This window comes from Christiangramia gaetbulicola (assembly GCF_003054225.1).
In the GTDB taxonomy this organism is placed as follows: Bacteria; Bacteroidota; Bacteroidia; order Flavobacteriales; family Flavobacteriaceae; genus Christiangramia; species Christiangramia gaetbulicola.
In genome coordinates this window covers 688,673-714,883 of the sequence record NZ_QBKQ01000003.1, presented here as the reverse complement: position 1 = coordinate 714,883, position 26,211 = coordinate 688,673, and the positions used below count along the sequence as shown (strand labels likewise).

Annotated in this window: 22 protein-coding genes; 15 read left to right on the top strand and 7 right to left on the bottom strand. The window is 40.5% G+C overall.

Annotated elements, in window-relative coordinates; genetic code table 11:
• Positions 1-45 precede the first annotated feature (45 nt).
• The gene (locus C8P64_RS16595; protein ID WP_211307620.1) at positions 46-2,544 is read right to left on the bottom strand and encodes a thrombospondin type 3 repeat-containing protein; all 2,499 of its coding nucleotides are present in this window, start codon (positions 2,542-2,544) and stop codon (positions 46-48) included.
• 319 nt (positions 2,545-2,863) lie between these two features.
• A complete protein-coding gene (locus C8P64_RS16745) occupies positions 2,864-4,825 on the bottom strand; it encodes a thrombospondin type 3 repeat-containing protein (protein ID WP_108172841.1) in 1,962 nt (653 codons plus the stop codon).
• A gap of 222 nt (positions 4,826-5,047) precedes the next feature.
• Between C8P64_RS16745 and C8P64_RS14755 the strand changes: the two genes are divergently transcribed.
• From C8P64_RS14755 to eutC, 4 genes are all read left to right on the top strand, one after another.
• Positions 5,048-5,683 (top strand): alpha/beta hydrolase, encoded by a 636-nt coding sequence (locus tag C8P64_RS14755; protein WP_108172840.1) that lies wholly within the window; start codon positions 5,048-5,050, stop codon positions 5,681-5,683.
• A gap of 87 nt (positions 5,684-5,770) precedes the next feature.
• Positions 5,771-7,039, top strand: coding sequence for an Nramp family divalent metal transporter (locus C8P64_RS14750; RefSeq protein ID WP_108172839.1), 1,269 nt, complete (start codon positions 5,771-5,773; stop codon positions 7,037-7,039).
• 94 nt (positions 7,040-7,133) lie between these two features.
• Positions 7,134-8,498: an ethanolamine ammonia-lyase subunit EutB gene (locus tag C8P64_RS14745; protein ID WP_108172838.1), complete on the top strand. Its 1,365-nt coding sequence runs from the start codon at positions 7,134-7,136 to the stop codon at positions 8,496-8,498.
• The gene (gene eutC / locus C8P64_RS14740) at positions 8,498-9,250 is read left to right on the top strand and encodes an ethanolamine ammonia-lyase subunit EutC (RefSeq protein ID WP_108172971.1); all 753 of its coding nucleotides are present in this window, start codon (positions 8,498-8,500) and stop codon (positions 9,248-9,250) included. Before C8P64_RS14745 ends, eutC begins: the two co-directional genes overlap by 1 nt.
• Positions 9,251-9,257: 7 nt before the next feature.
• Here the strand turns inward: eutC and C8P64_RS14735 are convergent, their stop codons facing one another.
• Together C8P64_RS14735 and dnaK are read right to left on the bottom strand one after the other, a co-directional pair.
• On the bottom strand, positions 9,258-9,599 hold the full coding sequence (locus tag C8P64_RS14735; protein ID WP_146167227.1) for a hypothetical protein: 342 nt from the start codon (positions 9,597-9,599) through the stop codon (positions 9,258-9,260).
• 104 nt (positions 9,600-9,703) lie between these two features.
• Positions 9,704-11,629, bottom strand: a complete 1,926-nt coding sequence (dnaK, locus tag C8P64_RS14730; protein ID WP_108172836.1) for a molecular chaperone DnaK — start codon at positions 11,627-11,629, stop codon at positions 9,704-9,706.
• A gap of 214 nt (positions 11,630-11,843) precedes the next feature.
• On the opposite strand from dnaK, the gene C8P64_RS14725 reads away from it, so the two are divergent.
• The 4 genes from C8P64_RS14725 (at position 11,844) to C8P64_RS14710 (ending at position 16,265) form a co-directional block, all read left to right on the top strand.
• The gene (locus C8P64_RS14725; RefSeq protein ID WP_108172835.1) at positions 11,844-13,277 is read left to right on the top strand and encodes an L-serine ammonia-lyase; all 1,434 of its coding nucleotides are present in this window, start codon (positions 11,844-11,846) and stop codon (positions 13,275-13,277) included.
• 15 nt (positions 13,278-13,292) lie between these two features.
• Positions 13,293-13,982 (top strand): CPBP family glutamic-type intramembrane protease, encoded by a 690-nt coding sequence (locus tag C8P64_RS14720; RefSeq protein ID WP_108172834.1) that lies wholly within the window; start codon positions 13,293-13,295, stop codon positions 13,980-13,982.
• 152 nt (positions 13,983-14,134) lie between these two features.
• Entirely contained in the window at positions 14,135-15,139 is a 1,005-nt protein-coding gene (locus tag C8P64_RS14715; RefSeq protein ID WP_108172833.1) for an alcohol dehydrogenase, read from the top strand.
• 97 nt (positions 15,140-15,236) lie between these two features.
• Positions 15,237-16,265, top strand: a complete 1,029-nt coding sequence (locus tag C8P64_RS14710) for a formylglycine-generating enzyme family protein (RefSeq protein WP_108172832.1) — start codon at positions 15,237-15,239, stop codon at positions 16,263-16,265.
• Here the strand turns inward: C8P64_RS14710 and C8P64_RS14705 are convergent.
• Positions 16,262-16,720 (bottom strand): 3-methyl-2-oxobutanoate hydroxymethyltransferase, encoded by a 459-nt coding sequence (locus tag C8P64_RS14705; protein WP_108172831.1) that lies wholly within the window; start codon positions 16,718-16,720, stop codon positions 16,262-16,264. The genes C8P64_RS14710 and C8P64_RS14705 overlap by 4 nt on opposite strands.
• A 65-nt stretch (positions 16,721-16,785) precedes the next feature.
• Here C8P64_RS14705 and panB point away from each other — a divergent pair, with 65 nt between their 5' ends.
• Genes panB through ypfJ form a run of 3 tightly spaced genes read left to right on the top strand, consistent with a single transcriptional unit; the run spans position 16,786 to position 19,263 of the window.
• Complete coding sequence (gene panB, locus C8P64_RS14700; RefSeq protein ID WP_108172830.1) at positions 16,786-17,604, top strand: 3-methyl-2-oxobutanoate hydroxymethyltransferase; 819 nt, start codon at positions 16,786-16,788, stop codon at positions 17,602-17,604.
• 57 nt (positions 17,605-17,661) lie between these two features.
• Positions 17,662-18,366 carry an RluA family pseudouridine synthase gene (locus C8P64_RS14695; protein ID WP_108172829.1) on the top strand — a complete coding sequence of 235 codons (705 nt, stop codon included), beginning with the start codon at positions 17,662-17,664 and terminating at the stop codon, positions 18,364-18,366.
• A 51-nt stretch (positions 18,367-18,417) separates the two neighbouring features.
• Entirely contained in the window at positions 18,418-19,263 is an 846-nt protein-coding gene (gene ypfJ / locus C8P64_RS14690; protein WP_108172828.1) for a KPN_02809 family neutral zinc metallopeptidase, read from the top strand.
• Positions 19,264-19,281: 18 nt separating this feature from the next.
• Here the strand turns inward: ypfJ and C8P64_RS14685 are convergent, their stop codons facing one another.
• Entirely contained in the window at positions 19,282-20,154 is an 873-nt protein-coding gene (locus C8P64_RS14685; RefSeq protein WP_108172827.1) for a DMT family transporter, read from the bottom strand.
• A 10-nt stretch (positions 20,155-20,164) separates the two neighbouring features.
• On the bottom strand, positions 20,165-21,709 hold the full coding sequence (locus tag C8P64_RS14680; RefSeq protein WP_108172826.1) for a hypothetical protein: 1,545 nt from the start codon (positions 21,707-21,709) through the stop codon (positions 20,165-20,167).
• A 148-nt stretch (positions 21,710-21,857) separates the two neighbouring features.
• On the opposite strand from C8P64_RS14680, the gene C8P64_RS14675 reads away from it, so the two are divergent.
• Genes C8P64_RS14675 through leuB form a run of 4 tightly spaced genes read left to right on the top strand, consistent with a single transcriptional unit; the run spans position 21,858 to position 26,161 of the window.
• Positions 21,858-23,030, top strand: a complete 1,173-nt coding sequence (locus C8P64_RS14675; protein WP_108172825.1) for a 2-isopropylmalate synthase — start codon at positions 21,858-21,860, stop codon at positions 23,028-23,030.
• Positions 23,031-23,036: 6 nt separating this feature from the next.
• On the top strand, positions 23,037-24,419 hold the full coding sequence (gene leuC, locus C8P64_RS14670; RefSeq protein ID WP_108172824.1) for a 3-isopropylmalate dehydratase large subunit: 1,383 nt from the start codon (positions 23,037-23,039) through the stop codon (positions 24,417-24,419).
• Complete coding sequence (gene leuD / locus C8P64_RS14665; RefSeq protein ID WP_108172823.1) at positions 24,420-25,049, top strand: 3-isopropylmalate dehydratase small subunit; 630 nt, start codon at positions 24,420-24,422, stop codon at positions 25,047-25,049.
• Positions 25,046-26,161: a 3-isopropylmalate dehydrogenase gene (leuB, locus tag C8P64_RS14660; protein ID WP_108172822.1), complete on the top strand. Its 1,116-nt coding sequence runs from the start codon at positions 25,046-25,048 to the stop codon at positions 26,159-26,161. Before leuD ends, leuB begins: the two co-directional genes overlap by 4 nt.
• The last annotated feature ends 50 nt before the right edge of the window (positions 26,162-26,211 follow it).

The window sequence follows — 26,211 nt, the reverse complement described above, 5'->3', positions numbered from 1 at the left end:
CCTAAATAATTTAATATTTGAATATATGTTAATCTAAAAATAAATTTACCATGTAACAGTTAGTAAGTATGAGCCTTGATGATTGACAGCGTAGTCTCCTACAATTACCCTGTAAGTACCTGTTAATGGAGCTTCCTCAACCATTAAATCTACTGATCCAAAATTGGTTTGTGCCATTTCTACAACATCTCCATTGGGTGATATTAACCGAATTTGAGGTGTAAGATTCCCAGAAGTTCTACCCATTGAAATTGTTATGAAATTACCTTCACTTACCGAAAAGGTCCATTGATCAAGATCTCCTAATGGAATACTTCCTGAATAATCTGAACCGTTAGTTAATTCTCCGCCTTCATCATTTTCTGGAACAACGTAATTTTTTGGTGCCTGTGCTAGTCGAATCAGGTATTCTCCCTGATGATTTGCTGCATAGTCACCTGCTATCACTTTATATGTACCCCTTTCAGGAGCATCTTCCAATACTAATTCAACTGAAGCAAAATTAGTCTGCGCATTCCCAATTAGGGTACCACTAGGGGATACAAGTCTTATCTGCGGAGTTAAATTTTCAGATGTTCTAGCCATAGTCAAATGAACGAAATCTCCTGCGTCAGCGTAGAAAGTCCAGGTATCGGTAGTTCCTAAAGATATAAACCCTGAATGGTTTTCCCCATTTGTTAACGGTCCACCATCGCTTGGAGTTCCATCATTATCGCAGGCATCACCAATTCCATCTTGATCACTATCTGCCTGATCAGGATTAGAAAGATTGGGACAGTTATCATCGTCATCAGGAACTCCATCGCTATCTGCATCTGGAGCTTCTTCACAAGCATCACCAACTCCATCGGAATCTTCATCAGCCTGATCTGCATTAGAAGTTTCAGGACAGTTATCACAAGCGTCCCCTATTCCATCGCCGTCGGTATCTGCCTGATCAGGATTTGCGGTGTTAGGACAATTATCCTCCGCATCTGGAGTTCCGTCGCCGTCATCGTCTGGCGCAACTTCTTCACAAGCATCGCCGGTTCCATCTTCATCAGCATCGGTCTGATCTGGATTTGCTGTATTTGGACAATTATCACATTTATCGCCTACTCCATCTTCATCGGCATCAGCCTGATCTGCATTAGCGGTTTCGGGACAGTTGTCCTCGCTATCGCTAACGCCATCTTCATCTGAATCTTCAGGCTCTTCCTCACAGGCATCACCAACTCCATCCGCATCAGCATCAGCCTGATCTGGGTTGGCAGTATTAACACAATTATCACAAACATCGCCTATGCTATCTTCATCAGCATCAGCCTGGTCTGCATTGGCTTCATCTGGACAATTATCTTCTGAATCGTTTACACCATCCCCATCTGTATCTTCCGGCTGCTCCTCACAAGCATCACCAACTCCATCTTGATCTGTATCGGCTTGATCTGAATTAGCGTTATCAGGACAATTGTCACATTTATCGCCTACACCATCTTCATCAGCATCAGCCTGATCTGCATTCGCTTCATTTGGACAATTATCCTCTGGATCATCAATCCCGTCTTCATCTGTATCTACAGGCTCTCCTCCGTCATCGCCCTCACAATTAATAAAGGCATGAAAATATTCAGAAGTTTCACCATCCTCATTCATTAAAGCCTGGATATCATTCCAGCTCCATGTTCCGCTAATGGTTTCCCCTGAAGCTTCTCCATAATTATCATCCCAGTCCAGAAGAGTGGCTTCATAATATAAATAAGGATCGCCGGCATCTTCATCATTTTGTGGGCCAGGAATAGCAAGACAAACCGGCTCTGCAAAGAATCCACCGTCATCTCCAGTAACGGGAACTTCATCCGTATAGATCGGTACACCCTGAGCATCTGATCCATAATATATATCCAGACTATAATTTGCGGTATAATGCCTTCCAGATTCACTACAATAATTAGCGAAGAAGCATACTTCATAGATTATTTCTGGATTGATGTCGAAAAACTGGTAGCCGTAAAGGTTAACCAATCTGTCATCAAAACATAAAACATCTACATTGGTATAGGTTTTAGAACCTGCCCTAAGATCCCAACTGAAGGGTAAAGGGTTTTCAACATAACCTGCATAATCGCTGTCAGCTTTAGGTGCTGCCCAGATAATCTCACCAGGAGCATCATCTACATTGGTCCAGACTAAAAACTCATTTAAAGTTACTGATACTGTATTTAAACCAGTTGGAATTGGGATTTCCAAGGCTTCATCATAAGCTGTGAATAGGCCATTTTCGTCTTCCAGAAGTTCCACTACGATATCTACGGGTGTTTCATCTTCTCCGTAGGTTAGGGATATCTGTGCAAAAGCCGCAGCTTCATTAGAACAGGATGGAATATCATCCAATGCCTGCCTTACATTCTCATTGTCAGCAAAATCTTTAAGGATAGGCCCTAAAAAAATTATACCAACATTGTCATCAACTTCACTCACTGGAGTACTTTCATCTGTACTACAAGAGTTAAAAAACATCAGGAACATCGCCAGTAGGGCAATGTATCTTGAATAGAATTTCATAATAATAAAATTTTTGATTTTTGGTTATTACCTAATACTACACCATTCCTATTTAAAGGAATTTGTATAAAGATCTATTAGGGGGTAGTGTAGGGTATATAAACCAATGCGGGAGGAAGTAGGTCTGATTTGCAGATTTAAGGAAGGGCTAAATCTTCGAAGATATTTCCAAAAGTATAAGAATCAATAGAAAAAAATAATAGGTGAATACCCTGATTTTTAATAACTCTTATGAGTAAAATATTTATAACGGAACTTAGGCATATAAATTAGCAAAGCCGCTAAAATAGCGGCTTTGCTTTTAAAAATCATTTAGATCTTAACGACCTGATGCCGATGCAGAATTCGACTGATCGTAATTTACTTCTCTATATTTAGAATTCGATACTCGTTTTAATACACTTATTGGTGCGGTATCAATTTTCGCAACACCTCCCAGAACAGAGGTATTGGTCGTATCATAGAACAGAGGGAAATCTCCTTCTCCCGGCTCTATAACAGAAGCGCAGGCAATAGTTAGATCTCCCACTCCAGCCATAATTGGATGGTTTCTGTTCGAGGTCTCAGGAAGCACAGTATAACTACAGTCAAGAGCACCTCCGCTATTAAATAGAACGGCTCCCATATTCAACAGGAACTGATTTTCCAGCGCAATTCCAGGCCCATAATATGTATCATATTCACCTACAAACACGATCCTTCCACCTTCAGATGCGAATTGTTTTAAAGTATTTATTTCTGCAACCGTATATTGTACAAGAGGATTTACCAAAAATATTACTTTCACATTACCCGGAATACTTGTTAATGATCCTGAGGTAGAAAGAATAGTTTCTACGGTAAAACCTTCACCAGACATTACTGATTCTAATGTAGCCCATTGGGATTCATTACATTCTCCAGTACCAAAACATTTTGAATTTCGGCCCCGGTCAATCTGTACAACGTCGCTATCATTTCTAATACCTGAAGTTGTATAATTTACGAGGTTCTGCACAAACCTCACGTTATCTGGATCTGCCATGGCATTATTATCAAATATGTTGATGTCATTTAATACAACAATATCTCTTCCTGGCACCTGTATGCTTTCACAACCTACCTCATCTACCAGAACTCCAGGATCTGTATCTGGGCACTCATCGATTTCATTAGGCACTCCATCTCCATCGTCATCACCTTCAACCGGTTCACAGGCATCTCCAACACCATTTCCATCTTCATCTGCCTGATCTGGATTGGCTATATTTGGACAGTTATCTTCAGGATCTGGGACCCCATCTCCATCAGAATCGATCGGACCACTTGTGCCATCATCATCACAATTAATGAAGGCATGGAAATACTCAGAAGTTTCACCATCATCATTCAATAATCCTGATATATCGTTCCAGCTCCATGTTCCACTTATCATTTGTCCATTGGCATCTCCATAGTTACCTTCCCAGTCCAGAAGAGTGACCTCATAGTATAAATATGGTTCATCATCTGCCTCATCATTTTGAGGTCCCGGGATCGCCAGGCAAAGTGGATCTGCATAAAATTCACCATCTTCTCCCGTTACAGGAATTTCACCCATATATAATGGAGTTCCATTCGAAGAAATACCATAATATAAATCCAGACTATAATTAGCCGTATAATGTCTACCGGCATCTGAACAATAATTTGCAAAAAAGCAAAGTTCATAGATAACTTCCGGGTTAATGTCAAAGAATTGATATCCGAATAAGTTTACCATTCTATCATCAAAACAAAGAACATCAACGTTAATATAGGTTTTAGATCCTGCGCGTAATTCCCAGCTAAATGGCAAAGGATTATCTACAAAGTCGGCAAAATCACTATCGTCTTTAGGTGCCGCCCATATGATCTCACCGGGTGCATCATCTACATTGGTCCAGACCAGGAACTCATTTAAAGTCACTGAAACTGTGGTGGATCCACTTGGGATTGGAATTTCAAGGGCCTCGTCATAGGCTGTAAACAATCCATTTTCGTCTTCTAATATCTCAACAATTACATCCACTGGGGTTTCCGCATCTCCATAGGTTAGAGAGATCTGCGCAAAACCTGGAGCTTCTTCACTACACTGGGGAATCCCATCTGAGGATTGCCTGGTTTGTTGGTTCGTAAATTCATTTAAAATTGGCCCTAAATGAACTACAGCGACATTCTCGCTGATCAAATTATCTGGCTCCACTTGGTCATCCTTACTACAGGAGAAAACAAGCCCTGCCAGAAATACAATAAGAATCTGTTGAATTCTGAAATTTTTCATAATTATGAATATTGAATGGTTAAAAAAATCACTGACAATCAACTAGCTTTTGGAGGTGCTAATTGTTTAAAGGTCTCTGTAGGAATACGGGGCCAGTTCACAGCAGGAAGACAAGGTATGCTGATCGAGGACTTAATTAATTACAAAATTACAGGAACTCAAAACTAATTTCACTAGGTGATTTCCCTAGTTTTAATATTATTGCGTAAGAATTAATGATCTATGATAAAAGAAAACACGGTTACCTATACCACAAATAATACGTATCAAACCCTGAATCAATTAAATGATAACACTAAAACTGTCTGGCTTGTATTTCATGGAATTGGATACCTCAGCAAATATTTTCTGAAATATTTCAAACATCTCAATGAGGAGGAAAATTATATTATCATCCCTCAAGCTTCTTCGAAATATTATTTGAATGGAGAATATAAGCACATTGGCGCTTCCTGGCTCACCAGGGAAAACACCGAGACCGAAATAAAAAATGTCCTGAATTATCTCGATGCGGTTTATAAAGCTGAAGGCCTTTCTAATATTGACAATCTTAATATTTTGGGATATTCCCAGGGAGTTTCTGTAGCTGCAAGATTTATTGCCAGAAGAAAGATCAAGTGTAAGAACCTTATCATGCATTCTGGAAAAGTACCTCAGGAATTAACGGCTGATGATTTTAAGTTTCTCGATAAGACAAATTTTAGTTTTATTTATGGGACTAAAGATGAGTATCTGAAATCTGGAATAGTTAAGGTAGAAGAATCAAGGCTGAAAGAATTATTCCCGAAAAACCTGGAGATCCTGACTTTTGAAGGTGGCCATGAAGTAAATACCGAATTGATCTCAAAATTTGCTTAATTTGTTTCAATTCTTTTAAATACTTGTCATTCTGAACTTGTTTCAGAATCTTTTGAATTAGAATTGAATCAGACTTGACACTAAAACATGAGTCATAAACTAACCTCAAAAACCTCCATTCTTAAAACTTTAGGCCCGGGATTCTTACTTGCTGGTGCAGCCATTGGTGTTTCTCACCTGGTACAGTCCACCCGTGCAGGTGCCGATTATGGATTTCTTTTGATCTGGGTTCTAGTACTCGCCTGTGCCACCAAATATCCGTTTCTGGAATTCGGACCGCGCTATGCTGCAGCAACCGGAGATCATTTAATTACCGGTTACCGGAAAATGGGCAAATGGCCCTACCGTATTTTTATACTGGTTACCGTGGGCACCATGTTTATCATTCAGGCGGCTGTTACCATTGTTTCCGCAGGTCTTGCGGAAGAACTTTTCAGTATGGGCTGGTCCATCTTCACCTGGAGTTTTATCGTTCTTGGAATTTGTATCGCTTTACTTCTGGTTGGCAAATATTCGGCTTTAGATACAACGATGAAAGTAATTATTAGCCTTCTAGCTATCGCTACTTTATCTGCCGTAATTTTCGCTTTTGGCGATGGAAGGCTCGATAATGCTCTTTCCTATACCGCTCCCGATATCTGGAATAAAGCCGGCATCGCTTTTATCATATCATTTATGGGCTGGATGCCCATCCCATTGGATGCTTCGGTATGGCATTCTATCTGGACCAAGGAAAAAGCTGAAGGAAACAATCGAAGAACCAGCGTTAAGGAAGCCTTTACCGACTTCAATATTGGTTTTTTTGCGGCCGCTTTCATCGGAATTCTTTTTCTGCTCATGGGAGCTTTGATCATGTTTGGAAGCGGACTCAGTTTTTCAAGCAATGGCGTGGAGTTTTCTGGTCAGCTGATAGATATGTACGGAAAAACACTTGGCGATTGGAGCAGACCAGTTGTGGGAATAGCTGCCTTTATTGCAATGTTCTCCACTACCCTAGCCGTCACCGATGCCTTTCCCAGAGTGATCTCCGAGATCCTTGCTGAAAACAAAATTGCAGATGATCATTCCAAAAAGAGACGATGGAGAAACTATAGGATCAATGTCTTCCTAATCCCGCTATTAGCGCTATTTATTCTCTATTTCTTCGGAACCTCCTTTACTGCGTTAATCGACTTTGCTACGGCAATTTCCTTTTTATCGGCCCCGGTAATAGCCTGGTTCAACTATAAGATCGTAACCGGAAACCAGATGCCTGCAGGCGACAGACCCGGAAAAACCTATAGAATATTCAGTCTTTTCTGTTTTGCCATATTAGTGGTTTTTGCAGGAATTTATATTTACACCCTAATCGCTTAAACTGGTTCACCCAGGATTAAATAAAACTTAAAACGCAAAATAGATTGCTTACCGTTCCTGAATCTTCGTAAATTAAGTTCAGGATTCGGCAATTATGGCGTACAAATTTACTCTTCGCGGAAAAACATACTCTTTCAAAGATCTTAAAACGGTTCTGGCTAAAGCAACTCCTGAGAGATCTGGGGATGCGCTAGCTGGAATCGCTGCTGAAGATAATAAGGAACGAATTGCCGCCCAGTATTGCCTGAGTGAAATTCCATTAAAAGCATTCCTGGACGATCTGCTGATCCCTTATGAAAAGGATGAAGTTACCCGGCTTATTATCGATGATCATGACACAGAAGCCTTTAAACCAATATCAAGCCTTACGGTTGCTGAATTCAGGGATTATCTGCTTTCTTATGAAGTAGATGGTAAAACTTTAAAAGGTCTAGCTCCTGGATTAATCCCAGAAATGGTCGCTGCAGTTTCTAAAATTATGCGAAACCAGGATCTGATCTCGATAGCCTCAAAAATTGAAGTGGTTACAAAGTTTAGAAATACCATCGGCTTAAAAGGTCATTTTTCGGTGCGTCTTCAACCGAATAATCCTTCAGATGATCCAAAAGGAATTGCTGCCAGCATTATCGACGGACTCATGTATGGCTGTGGAGATGCGGTGATAGGGATTAATCCGGCCACAGATAATCCGCAGGAAGTTTCAAAGCTTCTCAAGCAACTGGACGACTTCAGGCAGCAATACGAGATCCCAACTCAAAATTGTATTTTAAGTCATCTAACCACTACGTTTGAAATTATCGACAAAGCGCCGGTGGATCTTATATTTCAATCTATAGGCGGAACTGAAAAAACGAACTCCTCTTTTGGAATTGATTTGAAATTACTTCAGGAAGCTTATGAGGCCGGGAAGGAATTAGGTCGTGGCACCATCGGAAACCAGATGATGTATTTTGAAACGGGTCAGGGTTCTTCCCTGTCGGCCGATGCCCATCATGGAGTCGATCAACAAACCCTTGAAGCCCGGGCTTATGCAGTGGCTCGAAAATTTGATCCTTTCCTGGTGAATACAGTAGTTGGATTTATTGGACCGGAATATTTGTATGATGGAAAACAGATCATACGTGCCGCCCTGGAAGATCATTTCTGCGGAAAATTACTTGGCTTACCTATGGGCTGCGATGTTTGCTATACCAATCACGCTGAAGCCGACCAGGATGACATGGATTCTTTGCTAACCCTATTAGGGGTTGCTGGTTGTAATTATATCATGGGCGTGCCCGGAGCAGATGACATCATGCTGAACTACCAGTCAACTTCTTTTCATGATGCGATGTACCTGCGAAAAGTTTTGAATAAACGACCTGCTCCCGAATTTGAAGAATGGCTGCTGAAAATGGGAATTTTCGACGACCAGGGAAATCGAAAAGAACTGAAGGAGCAAATGCTAAAACTAAAATGATGGCAAAGGAAATTTCAAAAAGCAACTATCTTCAAATAGATCCCTGGGAAAACCTGAGGTCGCTTTCCAAAGCCCGTATCGCTTTGGGAAATTCCGGTGGTAGTTTACCAACCAGAGAAGTTTTGAGTTTCCAGGAAGATCATGCCTTTACTAAAGACGCTATTTATTCAGATCTAAAAGAAAAGGAATTATTAAAACATCTTCAGGATTTTAAACTTCCGGTTTATCAATTTCAAACCAAAGTTTCTGATAGAAAAGAATATTTAAAACGTCCTGATCTCGGTAAAAAACTGGCAGAAACTTCAGAATCTGAAAATGGTGATTTTGATATTCTCTTTATTCTAACTGACGGACTCGCCGCAGATGCTATCAACGAAAGAGCCATTCCGCTACTTAAAGAAATTCTACCAAAATTAAATGATTATAAAATTGGTTTATGCCTGGTAAAATTTGGCAGAGTGGCAATTGGCGATGAGATCGCTGAAAAACTAAATGCAAAATTTACGGCAGTATTTATCGGCGAAAGACCAGGTTTATCTTCGCCAAAAAGCATGGGAATCTATACCACATACGAACCAAGATCAGAAACTACCGATGAACGCCGCAACTGTATTTCCAATATACATGAAAACGGAATGAGTATTGAAAAAGCAGCAGATTTACTACAATACTTCATCAAAGAATCTTTCCGTAGAAAAATAAGCGGAGTAAAATTAAAAGCCAGTTTACCAAACCAGATAGACAGGAAATAGAACCTGTTTATTCTGAACAGGTATATATTTTTTCATCATTTTCGGCCTGTTCAGTAAGGTACTCATTACTTTCCTCGGCAGTTAGATTAGCCACTACTACCCCATCGCAATTGTAAAATTCGAGCATAGCCTGGAAATTAACCCTTGGGTCTGTTATTAATTGATAATAAACCGTTTCACCATTATAATTCCCCTTGAAAATGGAAACCTGTAGAGAGCAATCGGCATCAAGTTCTGCCTTAAACTCGTTAAACCAGGTTTTACTTTCAGCATTTGTACAACCTTGAAAGTCGTCATCTGAGCAGGAGAAAAATAAGAGACAGGCAATTGGGACTAAGATTTTTTTCATCGTGGTAGTTTTTATGTAGATACGAAACATGAAAAAAGGTTGCGTATAAAAATGAAAAAGCCCCACATTGCTGCGGGGCTTTCAAATTAATAGTGATTTAAAGATTATTTAACCTCTTCAAAATCTACATCTTCTACATCATCTCCACTCTTGGCGTCTCCACCTTCAGCTCCGGTTGCACCTTGTTGTGGTCCACCTGGCTGTCCGTTTGCTCCACCCTGAGCTTCTGCCTGTGCTTTGTACATTTCTTCTGAAGCAGTTTTCCATGCCTCGTTGATCTTGTCTAGAGCAGGCTGAATAGTTTCAACTTCTTTAGTTTCATAAGCTTTCTTAAGCTCTTCCAATGCTTCCTCGATTGGCTTCTTCTTCTCATCAGAGAGTTTATCACCAAATTCTTTCAACTGCTTTTCAGTCTGGAAAATCATTGCATCAGCCTCATTAAGCTTATCAACTTTCTCTTTCGCTTTCTTATCTGCATCAGCATTCGCTTCAGCCTCTTTCTTCATTTTTTCGATTTCCTCTTCTGTTAATCCTGAAGAAGCTTCGATACGAATATCCTGAGACTTACCGGTTGCTTTATCTGTAGCACTTACTTTAATGATACCGTTGGCATCAATATCGAAAGTAACTTCAATTTGAGGAGTTCCTCTTGGCGCTGGTGGAATTCCGTCTAAGTGGAATCTACCAATTGTCTTGTTATCTGCCGCCATTGGACGCTCTCCCTGAAGTACGTGGATCTCAACAGATGGCTGATTATCTGCCGCTGTAGAGAAGGTCTGTGACTTCTTGGTTGGTATCGTAGTGTTCGCTTCGATAAGTTTAGTATTAACTCCTCCCATAGTTTCAATACCTAGAGAAAGTGGAGTAACATCTAGAAGCAATACATCTTTTACATCTCCTGTAAGTACACCACCCTGAATAGCTGCACCAATTGCAACAACCTCATCTGGGTTTACACCTTTAGAAGGCTTCTTACCAAAGAATGCTTCTACTTCTTCCTGAATCTTAGGGATACGGGTTGATCCACCAACAAGAATTACCTCGTCGATATCACTTTTAGAAAGACCTGCATCGCTAAGAGCTTTTTTCACAGGCTCCATAGATCTTGTAACTAGTTCTGAAGCTAATTGCTCGAACTTAGAACGAGTAATAGTCTCTACAAGGTGCTTTGGTCCGCTTGCAGTTGCGGTTACGTAAGGAAGGTTGATCTCGGTTTGAGAAGAAGAAGATAATTCGATCTTCGCTTTCTCTGCAGCTTCTTTCAATCTCTGAAGCGCCATAGGATCTTTTCTAAGATCTATGTCTTCAGCTTTCTGGAAGTTATCTGCAAGGTAATCGATCAATACTTCATCAAAGTCATCCCCACCAAGGTGAGTATCACCATTAGTAGAAAGTACTTCAAAAACACCATCACCTAGCTCAAGAATAGAAATATCGAAAGTACCACCACCAAGGTCATACACAGCGATCTTCTGGTCCTGAGATTTTTTATCCAATCCGTAAGCAAGTGCTGCTGCGGTTGGCTCGTTAATAATTCTTCTAACTTTAAGACCTGCGATCTCACCAGCTTCTTTTGTAGCGTGACGCTGAGAGTCATTAAAATATGCAGGAACGGTAATAACTGCTTCAGTCACATCCTGTCCAAGGTAATCCTCAGCCGTTTTCTTCATTTTTTGAAGTACCATTGCTGAAAGTTCCTGTGGAGTATAAAGACGACCGTCGATTTCTACACGTGGAGTATCATTATCACCTTTCTTAACGGTGTAAGGTACTCTTCCCGCTTCTTTTGAAGATTCAGAATACTTATTCCCCATAAATCTCTTTATAGAAGAAATAGTTTTCTGTGGGTTGGTTACTGCCTGACGTTTTGCAGGATCACCAACCTTTATCTCGCCACCTTCTACAAATGCGATTACAGAAGGTGTAGTTCTTTTTCCTTCGGCATTAGGTATCACCGTTGGCTCGCTACCTTCCATTACGGCAACGCAGGAGTTGGTGGTACCCAAGTCAATTCCAATTACTTTACTCATAACTATATAACTTGTTTTTTACGTTAGTTTATCAATTTTACAGTCACTAGAAGTCAATCATTATGCCAGCGCAATTCTTCTGACAGACTGTCACTTTTTTAAAACAGCTTGTCATCACAAAGATTTCAGGGAAAACTACAACGATATAATTTCCTCGATTTTTGATGGGCAGCATTAACAAATCCTTATTTTTGTCTTCAAATTTTTACTCTGAATGCGAAAAATTGAATGCATTAGCGTTTTTGACATGCTTAAGGTTGGCGTAGGCCCTTCCAGCTCCCATACTCTTGGACCATGGAGAGCTGCTCAAAGATGGATTGGAGAACTTAAGAAAAAGGATAGATTCGATGATGTAGAAAAGATACATGTAGATCTTTATGGATCTCTAAGTCTTACGGGTAAAGGACACGCTACAGATATCGCTACACTTTTAGGCCTTTTGGGTCACGATCCTGTGACCATGGATATTTCCATTCTTGAATCTGAAATTGAAAGGATCAGGGAAACGGGTAAACTTTTACTTAATGGTGAAAGAGATATTGAATTCAGTATAACTGAAAATATCAAATTCAACCGAAAATTCTTAGAATTCCATCCTAACGGAATGACCTTTAGAGCCTGTCTTTATAATGGGAAGAAAACATCATCTTCCTTTTATTCAATTGGCGGCGGATTCGTAGTGAAAAAGGAAAGGAAAAATGCCAGCAAGAAAATGAAGAATTTTCAGGACTTCCCTTTCCCAGTTGAAAAAGCGACAGAACTTCTACAATATTGTAAAGCCGAGAACAAACCAATTTCAGAGATCGTTCTTGAAAATGAGCGTTCCCTAAGAACTGATGAAGAGATTGATGCCGGCTTCAAAGAGATCTGGAAAGTGATGCAAGAATCTATGTATATAGGTTGCCATACTGAAGGTACTTTACCGGGAGGCCTCAATGTAAAAAGGAGAGCTTTCGAAATGCATCAGCGTTTGATAGGCGAAACGAAGTATAGCTCCGTTGATGACTGGATCCCTGCCATTCGACAAACCGAGGTGAAATTCCGTCAGATATTAAAATGGGTGAGCTGCTTCGCCTTAAGCGTAAATGAAGTAAATGCTTCTCTTGGACGTGTGGTTACTGCCCCTACTAACGGAAGCGCAGGAACCGTTCCTGCTGTTTTAATGTATTATATGGTTATTGAAAACCATAATGCGACCTATGAAGACATCAAAAAATTCATGCTGGTAGCCGGCGAAATTGGTAGTCTATTCAAAAAAGGAGCTACTATTTCTGCAGCTATGGGTGGTTGCCAGGCAGAGATCGGTGTATCTTCGGCAATGGCAGCAGGTGGTCTTACAGAACTTATGGGAGGAACCCCAGAGCAGGTTCTTATGGCCAGTGAGATCGCCATGGAACATCATCTCGGACTTACCTGCGATCCTATTGGCGGCCTGGTACAGGTACCATGTATAGAAAGAAACGCCATGGGTGCGATCAAGGCCATAAATGCCGCCGAGATCGCTATGGAAAGTGATGCCAGCAGAGCGAAAGTACCGCTGGATAAGGTTATTGAAACCATGTGGGAAACTGCCAAAGATATGAATAGTAAATATAAAGAAACTTCTGAAGGCGGGCTCGCGGTGAAGGTTAGCCTGAGTGACTGCTAAAAACAAAAGATAATCTTGAATGTATTAAGGCAGAATAATCTTGAATTAAAAGTAAGGAACCTTATCAGGAACTTTACTTTAATGATCCTGTGTTATTTCCTTTTTTTTATTGGTGTTCAGGTGCTCGATGTACTGGTTTTTGATCTTGATTTTCAGAAATATGAGCAATTCGAGATCCTGAAAATTCTTGAAGAAAACCCAATACAGTTCATTTTCCTTGCTGCCGTTGCCGCCCCTGTTCTCGAAGAAAGTATTTTCCGGAGTGTTTTAAAACCATCTCCTTCCAGCTTAAAACTTTTCATCTGCGCTATACTTTATATCATAGGCAGCCTTTTTATTCCGGAAGATGCTCACTGGGCACTAAAGTATGTTCTGGTATTCGGGAGTTTGTTTTTTTGTTATTATGCCCTGGGAGAGCTTATCCCTAAAAGATATTATCAGATCGCCTGTTTTTGGTTGTTTAAATATTACCTCCTCATCTGGATCGCTGGTTCCATTATTTTCGGGTTTGTACATATTTATAATTATGTAGATAGCTTTCAGTTAGACCTGGTCCTTATAATGATGATCTTCCCACGGATTATTGCAGGTTTCTTTTTTGGTAAGATCAAACTGGAAAATAAATCCATGATCTGGCCTATTTTATTACATAGCATGAATAATTCAATGGTACTAATCATCCTCCTACCCTTTACATTATCTTAATTAACAAAGCCTTAAAGTTTTTTACGGTCTTCATTTTGTAACTTCTGCTTCCAAAAAATTCATTATGAAATGAGCCTTTTGAAAATTTATTTCTATCCAGAAACTTTTAAGGCGAATCGCATATGACTTTTAAAATCAAATATTAAAAACATATGAAAGCAGCAGTAATTGAAAAAGCAGGAGGAGATTTCATCATTAAGGATGTTGACAAACCAAGCCCTTCAGATAACGAAGTTTTAATAAAAGTAGAAGCCTGTGGAATTTGCCATAGTGACAACTTTGTAAAGGCAGGCGGATTTCCCGGACTTGAATATCCAAGGATTCCCGGGCATGAGGTTGTAGGTATCGTGGAAGAAGTAGGTGAAAATGTTTCCAACTGGAAAAAAGGCCAGAGAGTTGGTGTTGGCTGGCATGGAGGACATTGTTTTGAATGTGAGCCTTGTCGCCGTGGCGATTTCATTAACTGCCAGAATGCAAAAGTTAGCGGTATATCTTATGACGGTGGTTATGCTGAATATATGACCGCTCCTAAAGAAGCCATCGCCGCCATTCCCGATGAATTATCATCTGCAGACGCTGCACCATTACTTTGTGCCGGTATAACCGTATATAACGCCCTTAGAAATTCAGGAATTAGAGCCGGTGATGTGGTCGCCGTCCAGGGAATTGGAGGGTTAGGACACCTGGCCATACAATATGCTTCCAAAATGGGAATGCGAACGGTCGCGATCTCTCATAGCAATGATAAAAAAAGCCTTGCCGAAGATCTTGGAGCCCACCACTTTATTAATACTGGTGAAAAAGATGGCGCTGAAGAATTACAGAAACTTGGAGGCGCTAAATTAATCCTAGCCACGGCTCCGCATAGCGACGCTATTTCGGCAGTTGTAGACGGTTTAGGTATCGACGGAAAGCTATTGATGGTAGCCGCTACTGGAGAACCAATCGAGGTTTCTCCAATGCAGCTATTAATGGGTAGAAAATCTGCCGCTGGCTGGCCAAGTGGAACCGCGATAGATTCTGAAGACACGCTTAACTTTAGCGCCATGACAGGCACTAAGCCAATGATAGAAGAGTTTCCACTCGATAAGGCAAACGAAGCCTTTGAAAAAATGATGAACAATAAGGCAAGGTTCAGAGTGGTTTTAAAACCATAAAAATTCGAATGCTAGCCTATTTAACCGGAAGATCAGTTTATTGATTTTCCGGTTTTTTTATCATTATATTTGAGACTTAATTTTCAAAATACAAGCCTTGAAACTTAAGCTCATCACGCTAGTTTTTCTAAGCATTATCATATTTACCTCCTGCGGAGAGGATGAAAAATCGAAACCTATCCAGGTCATTGAACAGGTGCCCGATAAAGATTTTGGCGACTACCACAAGAATTATTTAAGAGAGATCTCATATATAGAAACCCGGGCAGACTCTTCCTCCACCTCAAATATGGTTAAGCTTCCCGGTGGAAGCTATATGATGGGCGGCAACAGCAATCAGGCGCGACAGGATGAATTCCCCCGTCACAAAGAAAATATTAAACCTATCTGGGTAGATAAGACCGAAGTGACCAATGCCCAATTTCAGGAATTTGTAGACGAAACGGGTTATGTAACTACTGCGGAACGTTCCTTTAAAATTAAAGGGAAAAAATATGAACCTGGAGCTTTGGTCTTCGATCCTTACAATCCTGAATGGTGGTGGAAATTCGTAAAAGGAGCCAACTGGCAAAATCCCACAGGACCAGATAGTAATATTGAAGGAAAAGAGAATTACCCGGTGGTTCAGGTCTCATGGTATGATGCTATGGCTTATGCCAAGTGGGCCGGGAAAAGACTTCCTACAGAAGCTGAATATGAATACTTTAACCGTGCAGGAAACGATACCCTTATTTATCATTGGGGAAATGAATTTGAAATAGCTCCGGAAATGTCAAATTTCTTCCAGGGTAATTTCCCAAGAAAAAATACAGTTGAAGATCAATTTGAAAAGGAAGCCCCGGTAAAAACTTTTCCGCCCAATAATTTCGGATTATATGAAACCTCCGGAAATGTTTGGGAGTGGTGCCTGGATACCTATTATCCAGATGCTTATACCAGGCTGGACAAAAGAACCGATGGATATTTCAAGGAATTCGTGAATATGGAACAGCAAAAAGTGATCCGTGGTGGATCCTTTTTATGCAGCGAAACTTATTGCACCGGTTACCGGAATTCCGCCAGGATGAGTTCAGCACCCGATACCGGCCTGGAACATACCGGTTTCAGGTGTGTAAAGGACATCTAGTTGCAGTTTTCTTTTGTTCTCGTATCTATCAAATAAGTGATCTTCCATTCATTATTGAATTTTACGAGCTCAAAACTATTCACCCCGCAATGGCTTAAATTTCCATTATAATAAAAGGAATAAGGTGTGGTAACCGTTGCCAGCAAACCATTCTCCTCGATCCTGAATTCGTGTAATTTCTCTTCAAAACTTGCTTCCGCGGGAATTGAGGCGATGCTTTTTACAAATTTGGAGTAATCATCTGTACTCAATTTAGTATTCCCTTCAGCATCCTTGGAAACCGATTGTAATTTAGTCCCTTCAACAGCAAAATTTTTAAGTTTTACCGTGTCCTGGGCATGAAAAGCTTCAAAGAATTTTTGAACTGTTTCCTTAGGAGTTAACTCAGTATTATGTGTTTGGGCGAAACCGTTAATATTTACAAGGAGTATAAGGGCTAGAATAATTCTTTTCATGCTAAAAGTAGTTTTGAATGTGGCTCACGAATTTACTACTTTTACTCAAATTTAAAATCAACCCAATGTCAGTTGCCAAAAAGGAATACAAACGTATCACCACAAAGTCTCTTGTAGACATGAAATCTAACGGAGAAAAGATCAGTATGCTTACCGCATACGATTTTACCATGGCTCAAATAGTTGATGGTGCGGGAATAGATGTGATCCTTGTTGGTGACTCTGCTAGTAATGTAATGGCAGGACATGAAACTACGCTGCCTATCACCCTGGACCAGATGATCTATCATGCTACGAGTGTAGTGAGAGCGATAAATCGTGCGCTGGTTGTGGTGGATCTTCCCTTCGGAAGTTACCAAAGTGATCCCAAGGAAGCCTTAAGATCGGCCATCAGGATCATGAAAGAGAGCGGCGGGCATGCGGTAAAACTTGAAGGTGGAAAAGAAGTCAAGGAAAGTATTAAACGAATCCTTCACGCCGGTATCCCGGTGATGGGACATTTAGGACTTACTCCTCAATCTATTTATAAGTTCGGAACCTATACAGTAAGAGCCAAGGAAGACCAGGAAGCTGAAAAATTGAAATCTGACGCTAAAATGCTCGAGAAAATGGGCTGTTTTGCTTTAGTACTTGAAAAAGTTCCGGCAAAACTAGCTAAAGAAGTTGCGGAAAGTCTTACTATTCCTGTAATAGGAATTGGTGCTGGAAATGGTGTTGACGGACAGGTTCTGGTTGTTCATGATATGCTGGGAATGACGCACGAATTCAACCCAAGATTCTTAAGACGCTATGCCGATCTACACGGAGAAATGACCAAGGCTTTTCAGAATTATAGAGATGATGTAAAGAGCAAGGCATTTCCATCAGACGACGAACAATACTAAGTTAGAAAGCTGAAAAGATTTAATTTCAGAAGAAAGGTTTCTAAAAACTTGTCATAATTGGGTTCAGAAAAAACACTTTCCAACAAGGATAATTTAAAGGTACTCCACGAGGATAATCATATTATCATTGTGAATAAGCGCGCGGGAGATATTGTCCAGGGTGATAAGACCGGTGACAAGCCTTTAAGCGAAGTGGTAAAGTCTTATTTAAAAGAGAAATACAACAAACCCGGAAATGTATACCTGGGCGTTGTTCACAGACTGGACAGACCCACCAGCGGAATTGTGGTTTTCTCAAAAACCTCCAAGGCTTTACCCCGGCTGAATAAATTATTCCAGGATAAAAAGGCAAAAAAGACCTATTGGGCTGTAGTAAAAAATCCGCCTCCCAATGAAGAAGGTGAGCTGGTTCATTATATGAAGAGGAATTCTAAACAGAATAAATCTTACGCTCATAAGAATGAGGTTCCCGATAGTAAAAAAGCGATCCTGGATTACCGCTTACTTAAAAAACTGGACAATTACTATTTGCTGGAAGTAGATCTTCATACCGGGAGACACCACCAGATAAGAAGCCAGCTATCGGCTATTGGCTGTCCGATAAAAGGTGATCTTAAATACGGTTTTGACCGCAGTAACAAGGACGCCAGTATTCACTTACATTCCCGGGAATTAAAATTTACCCACCCAGTAAAAAAGGAGCTTATACATATTGTTGCTCCTCCCCCATCAGATCCTATTTGGGATGCAATTATGAAATAATTAGAAGTTACCAACCTCTTAATTCATTATTTTTAGATAAAAGTTTAAAATATGAAATGGCGTGGTAACAGACAGAGCGGTAATATGGAAGACCGCAGGGGCAGCTCTGGAAGAGGTAAACTTATCGCAGGCGGTGGAATTATAGGATTGATATTTGTCATAGCTCAATTTGTTCTTAGCGATGGAGATATTTCAGTTTTGGAGCAACTAGAAGAGCCTTCGGGAAGCTCTACCAAAGTTAGAGAACTTACCCCGGAAGAAAAAGAACTGGGAGAATTTACAGCCACTGTTCTTGCCTATACCGAAGACACCTGGAATTCAATATTTTCTGAAAACGGTATGCAATACAGGGAACCGGGAATGGTCCTTTTCACCGATGCCGTACAAACAGCCTGCGGCGGAGCTTCTGCTGCTAGTGGCCCATTTTACTGTCCCGGAGATCAGAAGGTTTATATGGATCTGAGTTTTTTTAATGAACTACGTGATAGGTTTGGTGCTCAGGGTGGTGATTTTGCCATTGCGTATGTTATGGCTCATGAAGTTGGTCATCATGTTCAGAATTTACTAGGCACGGCCACAAAAGTGAGACAACTACAACAGCAAACCAGCCGGGAAGAGGCTAACGAACTATCGGTCGCCCTGGAACTTCAGGCAGATTTTTATGCCGGCGTATGGGCTTATTACAATAAACAATACTTACAGGAAGGCGATATTGAAGAAGCCTTAAGCGCAGCGAATGCGGTTGGAGATGATGCCATTCAAAGAAAAACTGCCGGCCGGGTAAATCCTGACTCTTTTACTCATGGAACTTCTGAACAGCGCATGAAATGGTTTATGCGAGGTTATAATTCCGGAGACATCAGGCAGGGAGATACATTCAGCGAGATCCTGAATTAATTTTAAATCTCCTTCCCCCTACTTATTATTCTTAACAGAGATCAGGCTTTCGATAATCACCGCACTAATTATCAAAGTTCCACCGATAAGGGTTTTAAGAGATGGGATCTCACTTAGGAAAATCGCTCCAAGAATGATTCCGTACACCGGCTGAATACTACTCATAATACTCGCGGTAGTTATAGTGAAATTCTTAAAGCTTTTCAGGAATAAAGTATGCCCGATACAGGTCGTAAGAATTGCCAGCACCAACAAGGGTTTCCATTGGCTGGTAACCTCTGTGAAGTCGCTGAAGAAGACAGAGGGTATCAGAACAATTGAAACTACCAGAATCTGGTAAAACATCAATGCTGAACCATTATACCTTTCAACTTCCCGCTTCATCAAAAGATTCCTGAAAGCGTAAAAAACAGCTGAGGCAACCCCGAAAATTATAGCGATAAAATAATTGTTTTCAAGATCAAATTTCGGACTTAAAAAATAGATCCCTGCTAACACTAATAGTCCAAGAGCAATATGAACTTTATTGAATTTTGTTTTAAAAAGTATGGGTTCCAGGAATGCCGTGATCACTGGATAGGTGAACAATGATAGTAAAGCAATGGCGACGCTGGAAAATTTCAGGGAATAGAAATAGGTGATCCAGTGGCCACCCATAAGTATTCCGCCAAGGATAAGTTTTGAAAGGTCACGTTTATTCTCGATCTTGAGATCGATCTTTTTCCAGCGACAATAGAGATAAAAGACCAGCAACGCGAGAAGACACCTGTAGAAGATCGTTATAACAGGATCTAAGGTAATATAGCGTCCAAGAACCCCGGAAGTGCTTATCAGTAAAACTGCCAGATTCAGTTGTAGGATATTCGTTAAATGATTTTGTCTATCTGCCAAATCCCTTTTTTTATCTTGAAAGCTCCTTGAATTTCTCGGTAATGATCTCTTTTACCGGCCTGTTCTCAATATTGCTTTCAAGCCAGGAAATAATGTCCAGGTAAAGAAAAGCCCTGCGTTCGTAAGGATGATCTTCGAATTTTTTTAAGGTTGCATGAAGTTTTCTGAACTCATCTTTAATATCAAGTGGAGAAACATCTGGCAGATGCCTTAGGAATTTGATCATTTCCTTCTGCACCTCATGCATATCGTTCATTTTAATCAGGAACTTATAAGTAGATTTTACCAGGCTATCCAGGTGATAATCCAGGCCTGCTTCATAATGCGCTACAAGATTCAGAATTCTTGCGAAACACATGAGGTCCTCTCGCATCTCCAGCGATTTATTATTGATGATCTTTTTAAGATACTCTATACACTTTCGGTTATCCCCATCTCCAAAATACAAACAGGCGATCTTATAATAGAAAACCATGATATGGTGTTCGTCGATTCGTCCCTTAAATTTTGTGATCTTCTGGTTGATCTTTTCTACCAGCTCGTCTGAATTTCCAAACTCACCCTTCATAAAACGAAGGTTAAGCTTATTGGAATAAACATACAGAAACGATAATGCCGAAATATTGTCGTTATGGGGGATCTTAGGATCGCGCAAGGAATCTTCAAGCTCTTTTAAGGTTGCCTCAAAAAGATCGGTATGATTCAAATAAAACAGGGATTCCAGCAAATAATGGTTCCCCTTCAAGTAAGAAACCGGGTGAATGGGAATAAGATGTTCATACTCTACAAAAAGATCCTTCCATTTCATGGAATAACGGTAACAACCCAGGAAATCCTGAATAAGGAAACTATACCAGAGATGTGCTTTGCACAGCCACAATCTTTCCTTAAAACCAAGGTCCTTAAAATTATATTTCGGTAATTTTTTTCTGAAATAATCCTTGATATCCTGAGCCTCCTCCTCTGTTCTGCAATAACCCATTTTAAGAAATATGGAATATAGTTCCAGGGATAAATTTGAAAGTTTGCTGGAGATTAGATTAAGCCGGTTCAGGTCTTCAGTTTGCCTGATGAGGCTTTCTGCCCGGTTGTTCATACTACGGGTGATATACTGGGATTCTATGATCTTTTCCAGTTCCAGAATTTCGTAAGCGACATTCTTTTCCTCGTAATTCAAAGCTAGACTCTTCACCTTGTCCAGCAATTTCAAACTTTGCTGGTAAAGACCTTTATGATAAAGAATATAGGCGAAATCCAGTTGTTCTCTTATTTGAACAGGAATGCTTTGATGTGCCGGATTCAGTCTAAGAGATATTAATAGCTGCTTATAAAGATGCGTTTTTACATTGGAAAGTTGAAGCTTGCTTATACTGGTACTTTTCAGAATTTCAGCTTCATCATATTTTTTCTGACGTGACATGACCTTGTATAAATTCAGAAATTTAGAATCTGAATTCACTCCTATCCTACCCACATATAGGGAAAACTGTCTCTTTTCTGAAGCCGAAAGGGATTTTATTAAAGAAAACAGGTTTTCGGTTAAGTCATTGGTCATTGTAAATCATTATTTTGCAAAACACTGTAAAACAAGTGGTTATGAGGCTAAATATCCATCTCTAGTATCGTAACGCATTTCGATCCTGCATGGTCAAGGCATTCTTATTCCGATACTTTAGATAAAGATAAAGTAAAATAAATCTCATATGCGTACTGAAAAGGTAGAAATTTTTGACACTACATTGAGGGACGGCGAACAGGTCCCAGGCTGCAAACTGAATACTGAACAAAAATTAAAAATTGCTGCGCGACTGGATGAACTGGGCGTGGATGTTATAGAAGCCGGTTTTCCTGTTTCAAGTCCTGGTGATTTTCAATCGGTAACTGAGATCTCAAAACTCGTGAAGAATGCAACTGTATGTGGACTTACCCGTGCTGTTAAGAATGATATCAAGGTTGCTGCAGAAGCGCTGAAGTATGCCCGTAAACCAAGAATACATACTGGAATTGGAACTTCTGATTCCCATATAAAATATAAATTCAAATCCAGCAGACCCGAGATCATTGAAAGAGCCGGCGAGGCGGTTGCCTATGCTAAAACTTTCGTTGATGATGTTGAGTTTTATGCGGAAGATGCCGGAAGAACCGAAAATGAATTCCTTGCAAAAGTGTGTTCAGAAGCGGTGAGAAATGGCGCTACTGTATTGAATATTCCTGATACTACCGGGTATTGTCTTCCGGAAGAATATGGAAAAAAGATCAAATATTTGAAGGAGAATGTGATCGGAATTGAAAATGTGATCATTTCCTGCCATTGCCACAATGACCTTGGATTGGCTACTGCTAATGCGATTGCCGGGATCACAAATGGCGCGAGACAAATCGAGTGTACCATCAACGGTATCGGTGAACGTGCCGGAAATACTGCCTTGGAAGAGGTCGTCATGATCTTGAGACAGCACCCGTATTTACAATTGAATACAGATATTAATCCACAATTGTTGTATGATACCAGTAAAATGGTCTCCAGGGAAATGGGAATGTACGTCCAGCCTAACAAGGCGATCGTCGGTGCTAATGCTTTCGCGCATAGCTCAGGTATCCACCAGGATGGCGTCATCAAAAACAGAGAAACATACGAAATTATAAATCCAGCCGATGTCGGGGTCACCGAGTCGGCTATTGTTTTAACTGCCCGTAGTGGTAGAGCTGCCTTAGCTTATAAAGCGAAGAAGATGGGATACGATCTTACCAAACTTGAATTAGATCATGTATACCACGAATTCCTGAATTTCGCCGATGCTAAGAAAGAAGTGGCAGATCATGATATTCACACTATTATGGACATTTTCAAAAAGAACTCCAGAGCAATTGCTTGATAGATTATGAAGAAAACTTTATTTGACAAAATATGGGACTCCCATGTTGTGGAAAGCATACCTAATGGGCCGGACATTTTATATATCGATAAGCATCTGATACATGAAGTGACCAGCCCACAGGCTTTTAATGAATTAAAGGAAAGAAATATTCCGGTTTTTCGTCCGGACCAGATCGTTGCTACGGCAGATCATAATACACCTACAAAAGACCAGCACCTGCCGGTGAAGGATCTTTTGTCCAGAAAACAGTTGAAGGAACTCAGCCAGAATTGTGAGGAAAACAATATCACTCTTTACGGTTTAGGTCATCCTTATAATGGAATAGTACACGTGATGGCTCCCGAGCTTGGGATTACTCAACCGGGAATGACCATAGTTTGTGGAGATAGCCACACTTCTACTCATGGTGCATTCGGAACGATTGCTTTCGGAATTGGAACCAGCCAGGTGACCCAGGTGTTTGCCAGCCAGTGTTTACTGGTTGAAAAGCCTAAGAAACTTCGGGTGAACGTTAATGGAAAACTGAAAAATGGAGTTCTTCCAAAAGATGTTATCCTTTACATCATCAGCAAGCTTGGAACAAATTCGGGTACAGGATATTTCTGCGAGTATGCAGGTAATGTGTTCGAAGAGATGTCTATGGAAGGGCGAATGACCGTTTGCAACATGAGCATTGAAATGGGTGCTCGCGGCGGATTGATCGCTCCAGACCAGACAACTATAGATTACGTGGAAGGTCGGGAATTCGCTCCAAAAGGAGCTGAGTTTGAAAAAATGAAAGCTCATTGGGAAACATTGAAAACCGATGCTGATGCAGAATTCGATCAGGAATATTCCTTTGAAGCTGAAGATATAGAACCTATGATCACCTACGGAACCAATCCGGGAATGGGTATCAAGCTAACAGGATCTATTCCGGTAGAAGGAAATAAAAGTGATGCTAAGGCATTAGCTTATATGAATTTTAAGCCGGGCGAAACCTTACTGGAGAAACCGATTAATTATATTTTCATTGGTAGTTGTACTAACTCCAGAATCGAAGATTTTAGAGTTGCTGCCTCCTATATCAAAGGAAAAAAGAAAGCTGAAAATGTGAACGCTTTGATCGTACCGGGTAGTCGTCAGGTTGCAGAACAGATCAAAACAGAAGGCCTCGATAAAGTTTTTGAAGAAGCCGGTTTCACCTTGAGACAGCCAGGATGCTCAGCTTGCCTGGCCATGAATGACGATAAAATTCCTGAAGGGGAATATTGTGTCTCTACAAGTAATAGAAATTTTGAAGGCAGACAGGGCCCCGGTTCTAGGACTATCCTGGCAAGTCCATTAACTGCCGCTGCCACCGCTATTTCAGGTAAAATTTCAGATTACACCCAAACATTGAACTAAATGGAAAAGTTTATAAAATTAACAGATACGGTCGTGCCGTTGGATGCTGAGAATGTAGACACAGACCAGATCATTCCGGCCCGTTTTCTAAAAGCAACAGATAAGGAAGGTTTCGGAGAGAATCTTTTCCGGGACTGGCGTTTTGATAAATCAGGAGAGCCAAATGAAGATTTTGTGCTGAATCAAGATAAATATTCGGGTTCCATTCTTCTGGCCGGAAATAACTTTGGCTGTGGTTCTAGCCGTGAACACGCTGCCTGGGCCATAAAAACTTACGGATTCAAAGCAGTGGTATCCAGCTATTTTGCTGATATTTTTAAAGGAAACGCTTTGAATAATGGGTTATTACCCGTACAGGTAAGCCCCGATTTTCTTCATAAATTATTCGCCGCCGTAGAAAAAGATTCCGAGGAAAAGGTGGTTATCGATCTTGAAGAACAAAAGATAAGTATCCAAAGTTCCGGTGAATCTGAAAGTTTTGATATCGATCCTTATAAAAAAACCTGTCTTATTAATGGATATGACGATATCGATTTTTTAACCAGTAAACTGGATGCAATAAAGAAATTTGAGAAGAGAAGCGGAAATCAGGCAGAACCGCAACAAACCCTACAAACCGAAAACATATGAAATTTAATATAGCTGTACTTCCTGGAGACGGGATTGGTCCTGAAATAACGCAGCAGTCAGTGAAAGTGCTGAGAGCTGTTGCCGATAGATTTGATCATGAGTTCAATTTTGAAGAAGCTGTAGTGGGTGCAGCCGCAATAGATTTATTGGGGGATCCATTGCCTGAAACCACACTGGAACTATGTAAAAAATCTGACGCTGTGCTATTCGGGGCGATAGGAGATCCAAAATATGATAATGATCCATCGGCCAAAGTAAGGCCGGAACAGGGTTTGCTTAAACTTAGAAAGGAACTTGGACTTTTCGCTAATATCAGGCCGGTTAGAGCTTATGAAAGCCTAATCCACAAATCTCCTTTAAAACCTGAAAATATTGAAGGTGCAGATATGGTCATTTTCCGGGAACTTACGGGTGGAATATATTTCGGAGAAAAAAGCACTGCCGAAGATGGTAGAAGCGCATCAGACCTTTGCACCTATTCTGTGGAAGAAATTGAAAGAATTGCACACCTGGCTTTTAAAGCTGCCGAGGAAAGAAGAAAAAAATTAACCCTGATAGATAAAGCCAATGTCCTTGAAACTTCTCGTTTGTGGAGAAGAACTGTGACCGAGATCGCTAAGGATTATCCCAGCGTAAAAGTTGAGTATTTATTTGTAGACAATGCTGCCATGCAGATGATACTTAACCCAAAGCAATTTGATGTGATCCTTACCGAAAATATGTTCGGGGATATTATTTCTGATGAAGCAAGTGTGATCGGGGGAAGTATTGGATTATTAGAGTCGGCTTCTATTGGAACTGAAAATGCCCTTTTCGAGCCTATTCATGGTTCCTATCCGCAGGCTGCTGGCCAGGGAATTGCGAATCCTATAGCTTCCGTGCTATCAGCAGCGATGATGCTGGATCATTTAGGACTGAAGAAAGAAGCTGAAACGGTGAGAATGGCCGTGGAATTAAGCATAAAATTGAATGTTTGTACGATAGACATCAATAAAGACAATCATTATTCAACCGAACGGGTTGGAGATTTTCTTGAAAGTGTGATCAGCGATACCGAAGGTCACATCGTAAACAACGAAAACCTCAACCTGGGACAAATGACCATTATTTAGGAATTAGTTCATAATTGTTTTTAAAAAGCTGCCTCCTGAAAGTTATGATT